Annotated in this window: 5 protein-coding genes, 1 other RNA gene and 1 pseudogene; all 7 read right to left on the reverse strand. The window is 56.0% G+C overall.

Features of this window, described 5'->3' with window-relative positions:
* Positions 1-48 precede the first annotated feature (48 nt).
* The 7 genes and pseudogenes from SK33_RS05920 to SK33_RS05950 all read right to left on the reverse strand — a co-directional run bounded on the left by SK33_RS05920 (position 49) and on the right by SK33_RS05950 (position 18,618).
* The gene (locus SK33_RS05920; protein WP_048218430.1) at positions 49-696 is read right to left on the reverse strand and encodes a hypothetical protein; all 648 of its coding nucleotides are present in this window, start codon (positions 694-696) and stop codon (positions 49-51) included.
* Position 697: 1 nt separating this feature from the next.
* The gene (locus SK33_RS05925) at positions 698-1,945 is read right to left on the reverse strand and encodes an integrase domain-containing protein (protein WP_048218429.1); all 1,248 of its coding nucleotides are present in this window, start codon (positions 1,943-1,945) and stop codon (positions 698-700) included.
* A 166-nt stretch (positions 1,946-2,111) separates the two neighbouring features.
* Positions 2,112-2,475: a transfer-messenger RNA gene (gene ssrA / locus SK33_RS05930) on the reverse strand.
* A 72-nt stretch (positions 2,476-2,547) separates the two neighbouring features.
* Positions 2,548-3,710: pseudogene (locus tag SK33_RS05935) on the reverse strand (HlyD family efflux transporter periplasmic adaptor subunit).
* Between the two features lie 7 nt (positions 3,711-3,717).
* Positions 3,718-5,904 (reverse strand): type I secretion system permease/ATPase, encoded by a 2,187-nt coding sequence (locus tag SK33_RS05940; protein ID WP_048218428.1) that lies wholly within the window; start codon positions 5,902-5,904, stop codon positions 3,718-3,720.
* Positions 5,901-7,310, reverse strand: coding sequence for a TolC family outer membrane protein (locus SK33_RS05945; protein ID WP_048218427.1), 1,410 nt, complete (start codon positions 7,308-7,310; stop codon positions 5,901-5,903). The genes SK33_RS05940 and SK33_RS05945 overlap by 4 nt, the downstream gene beginning before the upstream one ends.
* A gap of 100 nt (positions 7,311-7,410) precedes the next feature.
* Positions 7,411-18,618, reverse strand: a complete 11,208-nt coding sequence (locus tag SK33_RS05950; protein ID WP_048218426.1) for a BapA/Bap/LapF family large adhesin — start codon at positions 18,616-18,618, stop codon at positions 7,411-7,413.
* Between the last annotated feature and the right edge of the window lie 374 nt (positions 18,619-18,992).

Here is an 18,992-nt window from a genome sequence, read left to right on the forward strand (position 1 = left end):
GTTTAAATCCGGAAATCTTTATATTAAGTAAAGATTTCCTTATTTAAATCACTTAGTTTCTTCCCACCTTCCCATCTTCAACACCTCATAAAAGGTCCCTCGTCCAAGCCCATCAGACGGTAATTCCCGCTCCTGTGCCATCGTTTTCAGCTTGCGAAGTATCCGATCCGAAGCCGGTTTATCAGACGTCCCATACCGTCCGTCAGTCTCCTCAACCAGAAGCTGAACCAGCAACCAGCAGAGTCGGGCAGTATTCGCCCGAGCCTTGTCGCGCTTATGCATTCCACGCAGAGTAGGTTGTGCTGAAGCAGTGGGATCCGGTAGTGCGTCGTCGCCGAGCGTCTTCAGCCATTTGCGACCACGGCTGTTACACGACAGTTTCATCACCGCCTTCAGGCTGCGGGCCTTAATTTCTGGCGGCGTAAGTTCGTCATCAATAAGCCGCCAGGCCAGAGCGAACATCTCATCGGCATAGAACATGCGCTTGTTCGCCGGGGCGCTGACCATGCCCGTTGCTTTGATGGTGCGGCTGATGGCGTCGTGCAGGATACGGTAATTTTCCTGGTGTTCTTCCGGCAGGGCGTTTGCTGGTTGGGAAGCATCGAGGCCGAGAAGCAGAAGGGCGAGATGCCGCGCTTCCAGCAGCGGCATATCACATTCCCGTTCAAACAGATTCTGACGAATGGGGCTGGTCACATTATTCTCCTTCCACGATCCGCAGCGGTTCTTCTTCGCCGAGCAATGCTTGCCGTCGGGCCGCATCAACGTAGTTTCCCCACCACTGCATCAGCGGTCGCCTTTGTTCCAGATAGTCGCTCCGGTTGTAGGCCGCTTCGATCTCATCCTCTTTCTGGTGCGCCAGCGCAGACTCCAGGACTTCACGGGGAAAATGACCTGCGCCCGCCGTTCTGGCGATGCTGCGCATGCCGTGGGCGACCAGTTCACCGCCAAACCCCATACGGATAAGCGCGGCGTTAGCGGTCTGCTGGTGCATATGCTCCAGCGGTTTGCGGATGCTGGGGAAAACCCACGGACGATGGCGGCTGACGGGTTCCATAACCTTAAGAACGCGCAGCGCCTGTTTGCTGAGCGGCACCGTGTGCGAACGGTTCATCTTCATAAAGGTGTCAGGGATACGCCATTCCGCTTTTTTCATATCGATGTCGCACCAGCGGGCGCTAACGGCTTCGCCGGGGCGAACCCAGGTCAGTAGCTCCCATTCGATAAGGCAGCGGGTTTCCTTGCGGATAGAAGCGTTCTGTAGCGCCAGCATTAGCCTGCCCAGTTCGCTGGGGTGGAGGGCGGGCATGTTCTGCTTTTTCGGTTTCTTGAAGCGGGCGACCAGGTTGTCAGCCGGATTGAACTCGATGAGCTCTTCGGAAATGGCAAAACGGAAGATTTCATTGAGCCGTGAGATAACTCGCCGCAGTGTTTCGAGGATGCCCTGTTCTTCCAGCGGTGTAAGGTGTTCCTTGAGCATCTTCGGGCGGATCTCAGTGACGGGCGTACTACCCAGAGAGGGGAAGACGTGCATCTCCAGCGAGCGCCAGACATCTTTGGCGTGATCTTCGCTAAGATCGCTGGTCCGTTTCTTCTCTTTGAGCCACTGTTCCGCAACTTTTTCCAGCGTGCATTCATTCTGGAGTCGTTGCTCCTCTGCAACCTGCTCCAGATGGGCCTGTGGGTCGATGCCCTGCACGAGTAAACGCCGGTATTGCAACCTGAAATCTCGCGCCATGGCGAGGGTGACTACCGGATAGGGGCCAATGCTGATTTTGGTTCGTTTTTTCAGCGCCGGGGGAGTGTATTCGAAGTACCAGATCTTTCTGCCGGATGGCTTAATCAACAACGCCAGTCCGTCGCCATCGCGCAGCATATACTCGGTCTTCTGCGGTTTGGCGGCAGCGATCTCGGTATTGGTTAGTGATTTCAATACCTTAGGCATGTTTTTGCACCTTGTTTTTTTAGCGTTCAGGCAACGCGGTACAAAACAAGATACATAATGCTCAAGATTCATACAGAGATCATGACCACACATGCAACAAAAAAGCCTGCAACTCGTTGAAGTTACAGGCTTTTTTAAGGTTCATGATGCATCATGAATGAATGTTTGGTGGAGCTGGCGGGAGTTGAACCCGCGTCCGAAATTCCTACATCCTCGGTACTACATGCTTAGTCAGTCTTTACATTCGCCTGGCACCTGCGGACAGACACGCCACTACCAGACTAGCCTGATTAGATTTAACGCTTCAACCCCAGGCAGGGCATCCACGCGATCTCTTTTGGGTTTGACCTCTCTTTGATCCCCGTCTTAAGAGCGGAAGCTAGGGAGAGAGGGCTCAGAGCAGGTTATTAAGCTGCTAAAGCGTAGTTTTCGTCGTTTGCGACTATTTTTTTGCGGCTTTTTACGAGGCCAACCGCCCCTCGGCATGCACCTTGGGTTTCGCGAATCCCGTCGAATCCAGAATCAGCCCCAATGTGTTAGGACAAGTATAACAGACTTGTGACACGCGTGACCAGCCCCCGCAACCCCTAATCCTCAAGGATTTAGCGCTCACGCAGCGCTTCTTTTGCGCGATTAAACGGTTTGATTAAATAGTCGACGATGGTTTTTTCACCTGTTTTTATATCCACTGTGGCAATCATGCCCGGTACGATGGAGAAATGGCGTCCCAGTTTGTTCTGTAAGAAGTCCTGATGGGTGCGGATAAACACGCGGTAATAGAAGATTTCCGGTTTCACTTTATCCTGAATGGTGTCCGGTGAGATGGTTTCAACTACGCCTTCCAGACCGCCGTAAATGGCGTAGTCATAGGCGGTTATTTTCACCAGCGCCCGCTGGCCGGGATGGATGAACGCGATATCACGCGGCGACAGGCGGGTTTCGATCAGCAGATGATCGTCCAGCGGCACAATCTCCATCATCTCGCCGTTGGGCGGAATAACGCCGCCAATGGTGTGACCTGGATATTTTTCACAATACCACGCATCGGCGCGCGTACGGTCAGGCGGGTGACGGAATCCTCGCGTCCTTTTAAAATAGCCGCCAGCATATCCACTTCGGCGTTGGCTTTTGACAGCGCTTCCCGCGCCTGCACGAAATATTGCGAGCGCAGGTCGGTGATTTTTAATCCCAGATCGCTTTTTTGGCGTTGCAGGCGCAGCACTTCTACGTGGCTGGCGGCACCGCTTTTCTCCAGTCGCTGAGTAATGGCCAATTCTTTATTTACCGAAACCAGCGCATCCTGCAGTTCCGCCATTGAATCCGCAAGCTGTGCGCGGCGGCTTTTATACAGGCGAGTTTCGGAGGCGATGAGATCCGGCCAGGCGCGCAGCGAATCGGGAAAGACCAGCGGTAGATCGTTAACTTCGGCATTGAGCCTTGCGCTGGAGGCCAGTGAGGCGCGATAACGGGCGGCGCTCTCCCCAACGTTGGACTCTGAACGGGTGGGGTCGAGGCGAGCAATAATTTGATTAGCCTGGACTTTATCTCCCTCGCGGACCGTCAGTTCGGCGAGAATACCGCCATCCAGTGATTGCAAGACTTGCTCTCGCGAGCTGGGGATCACTTTCCCGCTGCCGGTTGAGACTTCATCCAGCTTGCCGAAATATGCCCAGATACCCAGGACGGCAAACAGCAGCGTGCTGAGCAGAATAATGCGGCTGGCCCCGGAAAAACGGTGCTCGCGGCGGATATCGAGGTCGTCCATGGCGGCATCATGCGGATTGGTTTTCATTTTTCCACTCCCGACCGTGAGTTGGGGCAGGTGCCCGGCTCGCATTCAACGCCTGCGCTTTCGGGGCATCCATGACCAGTTGACCTTCTTTCAACACCACCACACGCTCGACCAGTTCCAGAACCGGTACGCGATGGGTGGCGACAATCAATGTGCGGTTACCCAACCACTGGTTGAGGCGCTGAATAAATTCCCGCTCGGTATGTTCATCCAGCGAGGCGCTGGGTTCATCGAGCAGCACGATATTGGGCGATCGCAGCAGCATTCTAGCCAGCAGGATCGACTGCCGTTGTCCACCGGACAAACCGTTGCCGCCTTCCATAATGGGATGCGCCAGCCCTTTGGCGAGCTGTTTAACGAAAGCAGCCGCGCCGCTGACCTCCAGCGCTTCGAAGATCTGCGCGTCGCTGGCGTGCGGTGCGCCGAGGGTCAGGTTCTCGCGTAGGGTGCCGAAAAACAGTCGCGCATTCTGGCTGAGAAAACCGATGTTGCGGCGTAAATCGGCCATATCGATTTGCGCCAGACTCAGGTTATCGAGCCGGACATCGCCCTGGATAATCTCCACGCCGCCGGCCATGGCCTGTAGCAGCGTTGATTTTCCGGCACCGTTACGCCCGAGGATCGCCACCCGTTCGCCGGGCATGACCTCCAGACGCGTGATCCGCAGTGGAACGCGCTGATCATCACTGTGGTAGCGAAAGTGTGCGTTCTCAAACAGATAATGGCCGTGAAAAATCTCCTGATGCACCCTGTCTTCGTCATACTGCGTTTCGGTGGGAAGCTGCATGATGTTGTCTAATCCCATCTTCGCCGCCTTGACCTGTTGCCAGCGGGCCAGCACGCCGCACAGATTAGCCATCGGGGCAATCATTCTGGAACCGAGCATTGAAGCCGCCACCACGGCGCCGGTGGTCATCGTGCCTTCAATGACCATCGGCGCACCGAACATAATGATGGCGGCGTAGACCAGGCTTTGTACCGACATGCCCCAGCCAATCAGTCCTTGAGTCAGCTTACGCGTGCGTAGCCCTGACTCTCCGGTAATACGGATATAGCTGTTCCACTGCTGTAAAAAGCGGTTTTCCGCCTGCATCAGCTTGATGTCTTCCAGCCCCTGGACGCTTTCGACCAGCACCGCGTTGCGCAGGGTGGATTCATGGGCAGCCTGGTTGGCGAGCACCGCCAGCTTCTTCTGTAACAGCAAGCCAGGCAGTATCATCAACAGTGCCGCGACGGGGGCTATCCACGCCAATGGTGGGGCAATACAGGCCAGCACCACGATAAACAGAAAGAAAAACGGCAGATCGACAATGGTCGACATGGTTGAGGAGGTGATCATCTCGCGAACTTGTTCCAGCTCGCGCAGTTGAGAAATAAAGCTCCCCGTCGAGCGGGGGACGGCGCTGTTGCGCAGCCGCAATGCGTGGCTAAACACGCGATCGGAAATGCGCATATCGGCGCGTTTGCCGAGCAGATCCATTATGTGGGTACGCGCTTCGCGCAGCAAAAAGCCAAACAGCACCGCCACCAGAACACCGGTAGAGAGAACATACAGCGTTGGATAAGACTGGGCGGGGATCACCCGGTCATAGACCTGCATGGAAAAGATAATCCCGGCGAGCGACAGGACGTTAATCAGAAAGGCGGCAATCATGACCGGCAGGTAAGGGCGGATGTCCTTTAACACCAGTTCGCGCATCCAGTCGGGCTTGAAGCGAGAAATATAGCGGTCTACCCGACTGTCCTTCAGCGCCGACAGCGGGCGCAGCGCGGTAATGCTCACGATCTCCGGCAGAAGTTCTGCAATCGTTAACCTGTTACGCTGGCCCTCTTCGGCGATGATGAAAACATCTAACGTATCTTCGCCGTTGAAATGTTCTATTACCATCAGTTGGCCGTCGCGCAGTTCCGCCACCACTGGCAGGCGCCATTGACCGAACGCCTGCGCGGCGGTATTCAGCGCATGAAATGACAGTCCCGCCTGACGCGCCAGTTGCGACAGGGCCGTGGCCCGGCTTTTTCCCGCAAACCATGGGGCGTTGGCCTGGATTGCGCCAGGAGAACAGGCCACGCGATAGTGATTGGCAATATGCGTCATCGCCTGCGCCCACTGGCTCAGGGCGTGTTCGCCAATTACATCATCCGCATGTGAATCGAGGTTGCTCATAGCTTGATCTCCACCGATTGAATGCTGCGATTATTTAAGGCGAACGCCTGGCGAAGCGAGCCGGTGTTATAGAGACAGTTCAACTGGAGCTGGCGCAGCTGGTTTTGAGTCTGGAGTTCAGCAAAACGGGCCTGATACACCTCTTGCTCGGCGTTAAGCACGTCGAGCAGCGGGCGCGAGCCAAGGTCCAGATATTGCTGTTGATAAAGCTCGCGCGTTTGTTCGCTCAGCCGCTGTTGGCGACGCAGAATCTGCAGGGCGGTGGCGAGGCTCATCGCCTGGCTGCGGGACTCCAGTAATTTCTGCCGTACTTCGAGTCGGGTGCGCTGGATGGAATATTGTGCAGATTCTACCGCATGGCTGGCGGCGTTGCGTCTGGCGGTGAGTCCGCCTCCCTGATATAGCGGCATCTCAACTTTTACCCATGCAGAATACTGGGTTTTGTCGAGTACCTCATGGCTGGGGTATTTGTCGTTGAGATAGTGCTGAACCGACGGTTCCAGAGAGATGGTGGGCGTCATCTGCGCGTTGGCGTAGTCGAGATTTGCCTGCGCTACATTCGCCTGCGCCCATGCCGCCAGGACCGCGGGAACCAGTTTATCGTCCGGTTTGACCACATCACAGCTGCTGTCCAGTTTGACCGGGAATTCATTGCTGATGCTGTTAAGCGAGTTCCAGCCGAGGAAGCTCATCAGCGTTGCCTTGCTGCTGTCGAGATTGGCCTGATACTGCGCCAACTGAGAACGTGCAGACTCGATACGCGCATCGGTTTGCACCACGTCTGACAGCGAGGTTGCCCCTTCATCATTACGTTGACGGGTCAGTCGACCAATGCCGTTTAAGGCGATGAGCTGCTCTTCGGCGGCGTCCACCATTTGCTGCCACGTCTGTACCTGGACTATTGCGTTGGCGGTGGCGTGGGCGATGGTATCAATACTGAGTAACACATTCGCCTGCTGTTGCGCGGCTCCGGCGGTCTCGGCGCGGACCTGGCTTGCCACTTTGCCGAAGTCGTACAGCATTTGCGATACCGAAATCACCAGCGCCGGGCTAAAGCCGTGGTCGGTGTAGGTATTGCTGTAACCGTTGTTCATTCCGGCAGAAACCTGCGGGTAATATTTTGACTTCGCCACGTCGATTTGCTCGTTTTGCGAGAGCAGTTTGCCGATGGATTCACGAATAGAAGGATGCCAGCTCACGGCACGACTCACCGCGTCGTTGAGCGTCAGGCTACCGGGAGCGGCGGCACTTAGCGGCAGATCGGCAACCGCGCCGTCCAGCGAGGGAAGCATCTGGCTAGTGGCCAGTCCTTCCGGCGTAATAATTTGCGGTTCATCTTCGGCATTCACCCGCAGGGTACAGAGCGTTAATGCCAGCAGTAAGGCAACAGGCGCGACATTTCTCATAGATTATCCCTTACAAAATACGGCAGCGACGACTGTTATTGCCCCGGATGTCATCGCATCCGGGGCTGTAGTTATGGCGCTTTAACGCTATATGTTCACTTCAGGGCACAATGTGATTTTGTTGCACCAGCTCGTCGAGCGTGGTGTGTACGTTCTCCAGCGTGATGAGATTGGTTGAGTGATAAGTGTTGCCCGTACCGTCACGGTCGATGGCAATAACCGTGTTGTTACCGCTGGTGGTAACGGTGAGGTAGTTGCCGAGCGTCGCGTTCTGCCCGTTCCAGCCCACCAGCAGGTCACCGATATCGATTTTGTCACCCTGGGCCAGCGAGAAGTTGGTCCAGGTGTCCGCTGTTCCGTTACCGCCGGTAGCGTCGTTGGCATTGAGCAGGTGATAAATCAGCGTATCGCCGTAGGCGCTGCCAGTCAGGCGATCGGCATCGACGGTACTCACCACTTGCGGATTCATATTGATGGTCAGCGTAGCGGTATCGGTATGGCCATTCAGGTCGTTAAGGGTGTAGGTAAATGTCTCTTTGGTGACGATGGTGGAGAGCGAGACATCGCTGTTGAGGGCATAGGTGTAATGACCATCAATGCCAATGGTCAGTTTGCCGTACAACCCGTTAATGATGGCGCTGGTCGTGCTGCTCAGCGGATCCAGCGTGGCGGCGCTGCCGCCCGTGCCATTCACCGTTAGCAAGGTATGCACGCTGGCAATATGGTCTCCGTCATAAATATTGCCGGTGACGCTATTCGCTGTGGAAGTCTCGAAGTTTTGCAGGTCGATTATCGTGCCTTTCACGCTGGGGGTGATGGTGATATTCCCCAGCCCCAGAGCCCCGACGCTGCCGGTATAGTCGAGGCGATAGTTGCCGGGGTGCAGTACTACCCCGCTGAGGGCAATATCAATATTGCCGCCAATCAGCAATCCGCCATTGAATGAGTTACCGGCAATCTTGACGTTGTTGCTGTCATACAGCGCCCAGGTGACGGTCAGTCCGCCCAGCGTCAGACCTGAAGCGACGTTAAAATGCAGTATGGCGTTTTGCACCGCCGTTCCCGTCGCGACTTCAATGACGCCAGTACCATTTTGTGAGGTGGGTGAAAGGAGTTGGGCGCTCCAGCTGGCGTTCCCAACGCTGTTGTCGATAAACGACCTGGATGTATCGGCCTGGGTGGTGACCGCCATCTGGCTGCTGATGTCGTTTACGGCATCCAGCGCCTGTGGGGTTGCCGTAATGTTCAGCGACGCGCTACCGATATCGCCGTTTGGTGCTTTGACCTTATACACGAAGCTGTCAGGCGTATTGATACCGTCTGCGCCCAGTCCGCTTCTCAGCGTGTAGGTGTAGTTCCCTTTCGCATCAATAGTCAGCGTGCCGTACTGTCCGTTAATGGTGGTAGTGCCCGTTGTGTTAACGGTGACACCGTTAACTTCGGTGATAACGGTATTAGCCGGAGCCGAGTCGTTGGCCAGCAGATTCCCATTGGTTGCTGCACTCAGACTGTCGACGGCGTAGGTGTGATCGGCCTGAATATTCAGGGTATAGCTGGTCAACAGCGTCAGGCCGCCGGAAGCGTTAAGCAGGAACAGATAGTCACCGCCCGGCAGCGTAATGGTATACGCCGATGAACTGCCGCCCAGCAGGGCGGTTACCCAGTTCGGCTGTACCCGGTACTGCTCATACTGCTGAATAGACTCGTTGAAGCGGTAGACATAGAGATCAAAGCCGCCCAGCGTTACGCCAAGTACGTTGGCCTGAACCGTGATCGTTCGCGTCGCGCCGTCATCAACGTTGAATTTAATCGGGTTGGTCAAACCGTTGACCAGGCTAACATCCCACAATTGTCCCAAACCAACGCTGGCGAGCGTGAAGCCGGTTTGTTGTGATGGATGGTTGTCGACTGCGATGACCTGCGTCCCGTAAGTCAGCGCAGCCACATCGTCTGCCGCAGTTACCGTGCTGGTGGTTGGGGCCTGACCCAGCGTGACCACCAGTTTTGCCGAGGAGTGATCGCTGCCATGCGTTAGCGTGTAGGTAAAGCTTTCGGAACGTCCATACACTGAGATTGACGTATTGGTCAGAGTATAGGTGTAGCTACCATTCTGATTGATATGCAGGGTGCCGTATTTACCCTGCACATCAATGCCGCCCGCCGGGATGTTCACCACGTTGCCGTTACCGTCAGTGATGGTGGTGACCAGCGTGCCGGAAGGGGCGTTATCCTGCCCATTGGCGGGATCGGTATCGGTGATGATATTGCCAGACTCGGTAGTACCACCGGTGATGGTCCCTGCGCTGGCTTTTACCACCGAGACATCAAGGCTGGTGTATGCCCCTGTCGCCAGTAGGTTGGTGTTGTAGCTGACCACGCGGTAATCCCCGCCAGTCAGTCCGCTGTAATTGAGCGTTACGCCCGAGGCGCCCAAGGTGAGCAGGCTGGCAAAGTCTGGTTTCCCGGTATCCACCACCGTTACCCAGGCATTCAGCCCGGTGTCAAAGCGCTGGATGACGACTTCAAGCGTGTTTAACAGCGACAGCACCACGCCGGTCGCTGCGGCATTGATTGTAATGGATCCGCTGCCGCCAGAAGCGATGCTGAAATTGACGCTTGCTGTATCGTTCCCCAGCACGTTGGCGACATTTCCCAGCGCATTGACCAACAGGAAACCATAATCGCTTTGATGCTCGGTGCTGACGGTGACATCGGTTTGTAGAGGCAGACTGGTGACATTGTCTTCAGCCAGCAGCGGCAATACCGGCGCGATAGCGCTTGTTGGCAATGAGGTATTTCCCGCCGCATCGGTCGCCGTGGCGGACAGCGACTGCCCCTCAATCTGGCGAACCGGCAGGTTGACGCTGTAGACACCGCTGCTGTTGGCGATTGCCGTCACGCTGGTGCCGCCGGGCAGAGAGATGGTAACCGTGCTTCCCGCTTCGGCGACGCCGCTGATGGTACCGCCATCGGCGCTGATCAGTATCGTTGGTGCGGTCGGCGGCGTGGTATCCACAATCACGCTGAACGAACCGGACACCCCGCTTACCCCGTTGGCGTTTGTTGCCGTGGCGGTAAACGCGTGGTTACCTTCGCTGAGCGCGCCGGATGGGGTAAAGTTCCAGAGCCCGTTACTATCTGCGGTCGTACTACCCATGAGTACGCCGTTGTTGTACAGATTGATGATGGCGTTAGCCTGCGCCGTTCCGCTAAGGGCTGGACGGGTATCATTGGTGGTTTTACCTGCCGCGACCAGACCTGTAATTGTGCCCACGTCGTCAAATACGCTGGCAATAACCGGCGCAGGCGGTACGCCAGTAAACGGTGCCAGCACGTTACCCGCTGTGCCGATGTTGCCTGCGGCATCCTGTGCGCTGACCAGCAGCGTTTGCCCACTGATTTGCGGTGGGCTCAGCGTGAAGGTGAAATTACCGGAGGCGTTGGCTGTTGCGGTACCAAGTACGGTTCCGCTGCTGGAGGTGATGATCACCGTACTGTTCGCTTCGGCAACGCCGGTCAACGTGGTGCCGTTGGCGTTGACCGCCAGACCGGTTGGAATACTCGGTGCGACGGTATCGACCACAATTGCGGAGGCAGACGATAGCCCGCTGGTATTACCTGCGGTGTCTGTTGCTGTGATGGTGAAGGAATGCGTCCCCTGACCCAACGCCGTAGGTGGCGTGTAATTCCAGCTGCCGCTGCCGTCCGCCGTTACGCTGGTTACAAAGGTGCCGTTATCATAAATATCGACCCGAGCGTTGGCTTCCGTGGTGCCGTTTAACGTTGGGCGTGCGTCGTTGGTTGGCTGATTATTGCCAATCACCCCGGTGTTTGGTCCGACATCGTCAATAATGCTGCTGATCGAAGGCTGCGCCGGCGCCGTGGTGTCGACCACTACGCTAAAGCCTGCCGTTGCGCCGCTGGTGTTGCCCGCCGCATCGGTGGCGGTGACGGTAAAGGTGTGCGATCCATTTGCCAGCGGCGTGGTTGGGGTAAACGACCAACTGTTATTGCTTTGCACCAGTGTGGTACCCAACAGGGTGCTGCTGTCATAGATGCTGACGGTGCTGCCCGCTTCGGCGGTACCGTTGAGCGTTGGTCGGGCATCGTTAGTCAGTTGCCCGTTGCTAAGCCCCGCGTTGAACACACCGCCTGCGACGTCATCCACCACCGAGGTCAGGAGCGGCGCTGACGGCGCGATCGTGTCAACGTTGATAATAAATTCGCTTGAGGTGGGGCTGACGTTCCCGGCGGCATCCGTGGCAATGGCGGTAAAGACATGCTGGCCGTTGCCCAACGTGGCGGGCAGATATTCCCAGGTGCCATCTATTGCCGCTGTCACCGTCGCCAGCAGCGTGCCATTATCGTAGATGGCTACCCGGGCACCGGCTTCCGCCGAGCCGTTCAGTACGGGGCGAGTATCATTGGTGTAAGCGCCGTTCGACAGCGTTCCGGTTCCCGGCACCACGTCATCAAAAGCCTGGATAATCGTTGGCGCAAGCGGGGCAACAGTATCAACAACGATGTTAAATCCAGCGGACGTTGAGCTAACGTTTCCGGCTGCGTCGGTTGCTGTCACCGTCAGCGTGTGGTTGCCGTTGCTCAGCGCTGTTCCCGGCGTGAAGCTCCAGGCGCCTGTACCATCCGCTGTGATTGAACCGATAAACGATCCGTTATCGTAAATTCTCACCGTGGAATTGGCTTCAGCCGTACCGCTAAGCGTCGGGAGCGTATCGTTCGTGGCCTGACCGTTATTCAGATTACCGGTCAGCGGGCCGACATCATCGGTGACCTGAGTGATGAGCGGTGCGTTCGGCGATACGGTATCAACCGTGAGCGTAAAGCCGTTGGAGGCAGGGCTGGTATTGCCCGCGCTGTCGGTGGCGGTGACGGTCAGCGTATGCGTACCGTTATCCAGCGCATCCGTTGGGGTAAAACTCCAGGTGCCGCCAGCGCCGACGGTGGTGGTGCCAATCGGCAAGCCGTCACTCAGAACGGTGATGGTTGCGCCAACTTCACCGCTGCCGCTCAGTGCCGGGCGGGTTTCGTTCGTCGTCTGACCGTTACCGATCGGCCCGGTGGTGGGAGCCGTGTTGTCTTGCACCGTACTGATGACCGGCGCTACGGGAGCAATAGAATCCAGTTCGAGGGTAAAGGATGAAGAGGCTCCCCCGGTGTTACCGGCCTGGTCAGTAGCCACCGCAGTAAAGACATGCTGACCCTGGCCCAGTGCGCTTCCCGGTGTAAAGGTCCAGTTGCCTGAGCCATCTACTTGCGCAGTACCGATGTCGACACCTTTATCTTTAATGGTGATGATGGCACCCACTTCCCCTGTGCCGTTCAGCGTAGGCTGCGCGTCGTTGGTCAGTTGCCCGTTTGCCAGCGATGTATTGCCTGGCTGATCGTCAATGACTGAGGTGATGACCGGGGCAGCGGGCGGTAGCGTATCGACGACCAGTGTGAACGGTGGTGTCGCAGGGCTGATGTTACCTGCGCCATCCGTGACGGTTGCAGTCAGCGAGTGGCTGCCTTCACTGAGCGCAGGAGCTGGCGTAAAGCTCCAGTTGCCACTTCCGTCGCTGATCGTCGTGCCGATCACCGCGCCATTATCGCGAATAGTGACCACAGAGTCCGCTTCAGTGACGCCAGCAAGCGTCGGGGTGTTATCGTTGGTTGACTGTCCGGATGTCAGGTTTTGAATGGTGCCAACGTTGTCTGTGACTGTGACAATGGTGGGGGCATTCGGAATTAAAGTATCAACAATGATCAGAAAATCAGCGGAGGCATCGCCTTGGTTGCCAGCAGCATCGGTTGCGCGAGCGGTAAAGAGGTGATTGCCTTCTCCCAGTGCGTTTGTCGGAGTAAAGCTCCAGAATCCGCTGCTGTTTACCGTGGTTGTGGCATAAGCGATACCGTTATCGTAGAGGGTGATGGTTGCTCCCGCTTCGCCGGTTCCGTTTAAGGTCGGGCGTGAGTCATTGGTCATTTGCCCTTTATCCAGCGGCCCACTGCCGGGCGAAACGTCATCGATAATGCTGGTGATGAGCGGTGCCAGCGGCGCGGTGGTGTCGATGGTAATGGCATAATTGGGTGACTGCCCGCTGGGTATTGAGTTGACGGTTTGTGACACTGCGAAGTTATAGGTTGTGCCGTTAGTTAGCGGGGTGAGCAACTGATAACTCCAGGCGCCGGAAACCGCATCGGCGGTGACCGTGGCGATAGACGCGCCATTTTGATAGATAGTCACTGTAGCCCCAGCCGTGGCGGTTCCTTGCAACCGCGGTAAAGTGTCGTTGGTGGTTTTTCCGCTGCCGATTTCGCCCATGCCGGGGGCTACGTCATCAACGATCTCAAGAGTTGGCGGGTGCGGAACGCTGGAGGTGGCAGCGGTAAACGGGGTGGGATTGCTCTGGTTACCCGCGGGATCCTGGGCGATGGCATTCAGTGCCTGACCAGCCGTTTGCGCTGGTGAAATCGTGATGACGTAATTTCCTGAACTGTCTGCGATCCCCTGACCGAGAACCGTTGTTCCGCTGCGAATAATGACGGTGCTGCCTTCTTCGGCCGTACCACTAACCTGTGTGCCATCAGGGTTAACGCTAGTAACAATTGGGTCGCCGGGAGGCAGCGTATCAATCTTCAATATCACCGGATTGCCTGCCGCCAGCACGTTACCCGCGGCATCTTTGGCACCGAACGTTAGCGTATGGGTGGCATTTGGTGTCAGAGGAACATCCACACTCCAGGTGCCGTTCGCGGCAACGGTGGCCGTGGCAATTGCAACAGGATTGCCACCCTCATAAATGAGCACGGTACTGCCCGGCGTGCCGGTCCCGCTTATCGTCGGGGTGGTATCGTCCGTCACGCTGTTGTTGGTCAGTGAGCCGGTAATGATCCCGACGTTATCCTGAATATCCGTTACCTGCGGCTGGGTCAGCGTTGTGGTGTTAACCGTAAACGAGACGCTGTTTGAGCTGCCGCTGGTATTACCTGCCGGATCGGTGGCGGTGGCGGTCAGCGTGTAGCTGCCGTTTGCCAGCGCCGTTCCGGGAGTAATACTCCAGACGCCGCCAACGACCGTAGTGGTGCCGATCACCGTACTGCCATTGTACAGGGTGATGGTATCGCCGTCTGTGCCGGTTCCGCGAATAGTCGGGGTTGTGTCGTCGGTTACCGCGTTGGGGGCGAGGTCGCCCTGGAAACCGCCGACGTTATCATTGGCGGCGATAATAACCGGAGGAGCAGATGGCGTAGTGTCGATTTCCAGGTTAGTCGCCACTGATGGCTGGCTAACGTTGCCAGCCGGATCGGTTGCGGTGACGGTTATCTGGTAACTGCCTGGGGCGACAGGGGCGGGTGGCGTAAAGCTCCAGGTGCCGTCTGCGCCAACCGTTGCCGTACCTTGCAATGGTGGAGTACCGCTAAGATAAATGGTAATCAGATCGCCGGCGCTTCCCGTGCCGCTAAAGGTTGGCGTGGTATCGTTGGTGATACCGTTAGTGACGATCCCCGTGATCGGATTGGCGTCGTCAGTGATGGTTGGTGGTTCGGGTTTCACTGGTGGTAGATTATCCACCGTCAGCGTAAAGCCAGCGGATGGGATCCCCACGTTACCTGCTACGTCAGTCGCCGTGGCGGTGAATTTGTGCGGGCCATCCAGAAGCGGAGTGTCTGGGATAAATGTCCAGGTCCCATTTGGCTGTACGAGGGCGCTGCCAATCGGGGCGCTGTTATCATAAATAGTAATAGTCGCACCCGGTTCACCGGTTCCCGACAGTGTGGGTTCGGCGCTTTTCGTGCTGCCACCGTTAATCAGCGTTTGTGTGCTGCTGCCAACCAGGCCTTCCGCCGATGAGATGACAGGGGCGGCGGGTGGGGTGGTATCGATGGTCAGCGTGAAGTTCCCGGCGCTGCTGGCGTTACCCGCCGCGTCGGTTGCGATAGCCGACAGCGCATGTGGACCTTCACTCAGCGGTTGAGTGACCTGGAAGCTCCAGGTGCCCCCGGCCAGGACCGTGGTGGTGCCTATTGGTGTGGCGCCATCATAGATAGTGATGGTGGAGTCGACGATCCCGGTCCCCTTCAGCAGCGGCAGGGTATCGTTTGAACGGCTACCGGTGGGCAGATCGGTTGGTGCATTCCCGACGTCGTCCGTGGCGCTCACAATAACGGGCGCTGCGGGTGCCTGGGTATCAACGGTCACGATGACAGGATTGGGGGAAGTGACGACGTTCCCGGCGGCATCCGTTGCGGTCACCGTAAAACGGTGAGTGCCTTCGGCGAGGGCCTCATCGGTTGTAACGTTATGGCTCCAGGTGCCTGTTCTGTCGATAAAAAAGACTGCCATTTGCAGACCATTATCATACAGCGTCACCAGCGAACCGGGTTCACCGGTTCCTGAGATTGTTGGCGTTTTGTCGTTGGTGAATCCGTTGTTCGCGACGTTGCCAGTGATGCTGCCAACGTCATCGTAGATAAGCGTAATAACCGGTACGCTGGGGGCGATGCTGTCGACAATGATTTTCCAACTGGCGGCGGCGCTGGTGTTATTAGCGGCATCGGTTGCCGTCACTGTAAATACATGTGCCCCCTGGCCCAATGCTGAGGTGGGCGTATAGTTCCAGTTACCGTTGATATCAGCGGTAATGGTCGTAAGCAGAGTTCCGTTATCGTAAATTTTGACCTGAGAGCCGACCTCAGCTTTGCCCTCAATTTTCGGTTTATCGTCGTTGGTTAACCCATTGTTATTGATGGGGCCTGTGATATCGGCGACGTCATCAGTAACGGCAATGATAACGGGTTGGTTTGGCGCGGTGAGATCCGGGGCAACAGCCGAAGTTGGCAGGCTTTCGTTACCAGTGCTGTCCGTTGCGGTGACGTTTACTGTTTCATTGTTGATTTTCGACGGGGTGATCTGGACGGTGAAATTGCCGCCGCTGTCAGCCTGACCCACGCCAATAGGAGCCCCGTTGCTGTCTTTGACGGTGACGGTACTTCCGGCTTCGGCGTGACCGCTAACCGCTCCACCATTTCCTGCAACTGTGACGCCTGTCGGCGCATCAGGTGCGGTGGTGTCCGGTGCGTTGACAGAGGCGTCGTCGCCCTTGTTGCCTGCGGTGTCGGTCGCATTTGCCGTAAGGGTCTCGCCGTTGGTTTGTGGCGGAACCAGCGTTGCGGTGAAATCCCCATTTGTATCGGCAGTTGCTGTTCCAATGATATTGCCATCCGGATCCAGAATATTGATCGTACTGTTGGGTTCGGCCTTGCCGGTGACCTGGTCCCCAGTGCCATTAACTAGCAGGTTTGTCGGGGGCTGTGGCGCGGTAATGTCTGGTGCAAGCGCAGTTTCTGGCAGGCTTGGGTTTCCTGCCGGATCGGTTGCGATGGCTTCAATGGTTTCGCCATTGGTCTGTGGTGGGTTAATGGTGATGGTAAATGAGCCATCCGGCCCGGCGACTCCGCTGCCGATCTGAGTTCCGCTAATGCTGGTGATAACTACGGTATTGCCTGGCTCGGTCGTTCCGGTGACGACAGTCCCATCTGCAGATACGTTGAGATCATCAGGTGGCGACGGTGGCTGGGTGTCGATGTTGATATTGAACGCTGGTGACATGCCTCCTGTACCTGACTGGTTTGTCGCGGTGGCGGTGAAGGCGTGTAGCTCATCTGATAACGGGGAGCTGGAAGTCCATGTCCAGTTACCGTTACTGTCAGCCAGTACGCTGATGATAATTGTGCCGTTGTCGTAAATAGTCACTGTGCTGTTGGCATCGGCAGTGCCAGAGAGCGTGGGGGTATTATCGTTGGTGGCCTGATTGTTGCTCAATGGCCCGGTTGATGGGGAGAAGTCATCCATCACGCTGACGATAACCGGTACGCCAGGATAGCCCGAGTTCGTCGCATTGAATGGGGTATCTGGCCCGATGTTACCGGCCTGGTCCTGAATCTTCGCGATTAGCGCTTCACCGTGCGTCTGTGAAGGTGAAATCGCGATGACGAAATTGCCGGTTTGGCCGACCGTTATTGAACCCAGAACCTGATTATTGCTACCGATGATCATCACCAGGCTTCCAGCCTCAGCACTACCGGTTACCTCAGTGCCTTCCAGATTAACGGAGGAAATGACCGCGCCTTCAGGCGGGGTAGTATCGACGGTGAATGTAGGTACGCTCGTTTCCGCGCTCACGTTACCCGCATCGTCAGTTTGCGTCAGCGTCAGATTGTGAACACCGTCGCTAAGCGGTGTGTCCGGTGTAAACGTCCAGTTGCCATTGTCATCCACCTGGACCATACCAATCAGAATGCCGTTATCAGAAATGCTGATGTAAGAACCAGCTTCGCCAGTGCCTGTGAGCGTTGGCGTGGCATCGTCGGTTACGCCGTTAATACCGATCAAGCCTTTAATGGAACCGGAATCGTCAGTTACTTCTGTGACCACAGGGGCGTCGGGGGCAAGCGTATCGACAATAATCTCCCAACTGTCTGACATGCCGCTGCTACCTGTACCGTCTGATGCACTGACGGTAAACTTGTGGGTACCGTCTGCGAGTGGAGAGGATGGCGTAAACGACCAGTTGCCGTTGGCATCGATAGCGACCTGGCCGATTTCTACGCCGTTATCAAAAATATGCAATGTAGCATTTGCGGGGCCGGTACCCTGGAGAGTGGGCGTATTATCGTTGGTGGATTCCTGCTGATTAACAGGACCAGTAATCAGCTCCTGGTCATCGATTACACTGGTAATAACCGGCACATCTGGTGCGTTAGGTGTTGTCGTTGGCGGATCGCCACCATCGCCATCGCCATCGCCATTACCGTTTCCACCACCATCGCCGTTACCGTTGCCATTACCGCTTCCGGCGTTGTTATCGCTCCCACCGCCGCCACCTCCACCGCCGCCACCTGCGGCAAGGCCAATTCCGCCAGCAACCGCGATCCCGCCAAGAACCCACGGCCAGACGGCGCCGCCTTCATGGCTTCCCTCGGCAGTCATTAACGGAGTGAGATCGTCTAAATGCTGGAAGTGGAACGCTCCATCAGTATCCTGAACCCACCACAGCGCGCCATTGCTGTCTTCCAGAACAAGCTGGTTTTGCGCATCACCTTTTCCGACGTAGAAGTTTTTAATGGTGATGGTTTCACCCGAGCGGAGTGTGACAACCAGATCCTGATTAACGCGTGTTAGTTGACTTACCTCCTCACGCGACACCGACAGTTTCACGATAGAAGGCGAACTGAGCGTAACTTCAGAGGATTCAACATTTGTGGAAACGCCAGTTAATTTTGATACAACGGCGAGTAGACGCATATGTTCACTCCTGATGGCATGTCGGGAGTATTAATCCGCAACAGCGCGCTGGGAAAATGAGCAGACAGGGGCCCCGTTCATCATAAAGATGAATTTACACATGTAATTACATTGATTAGATCATGCAGATGTTCGTTTACTTAGTAAATACGTTCGGGACCTGCCGACTGAATAGTTCTTTCGTATTAGATGATATAGTCAGAAAGAAAGTATTCTGCAACTTATCCATATTAAAAATATATTTGGCTAATTGAAAAGGATACTTTTCGGTGCGTATTTAATGATTTGTTTTTGGTTAACTTATTGTATTTTAATGTTTTTTATTTAAATTGAAATGAGGGGGATATAATAAACAACAGTAATAATAGTGTTAT

It is taken from the genome of Citrobacter sp. MGH103 (assembly GCF_001034475.2).
In the GTDB taxonomy this organism is placed as follows: Bacteria; Pseudomonadota; Gammaproteobacteria; order Enterobacterales; family Enterobacteriaceae; genus Citrobacter; species Citrobacter freundii.

Bases quoted from the DNA above. Each gene is read 5' to 3' on its own strand.
- SK33_RS05945 (WP_048218427.1), bottom strand. From the start codon at position 7,310: ATGAGAAATGTCGCGCCTGTTGCCTTACTGCTGGCATTAACGCTCTGT.
- SK33_RS05940 (WP_048218428.1), bottom strand. From the start codon at position 5,904: ATGAGCAACCTCGATTCACATGCGGATGATGTAATTGGCGAACACGCC.
- SK33_RS05950 (WP_048218426.1), bottom strand. From the start codon at position 18,618: ATGCGTCTACTCGCCGTTGTATCAAAATTAACTGGCGTTTCCACAAAT.
- SK33_RS05925 (WP_048218429.1), bottom strand. From the start codon at position 1,945: ATGCCTAAGGTATTGAAATCACTAACCAATACCGAGATCGCTGCCGCC.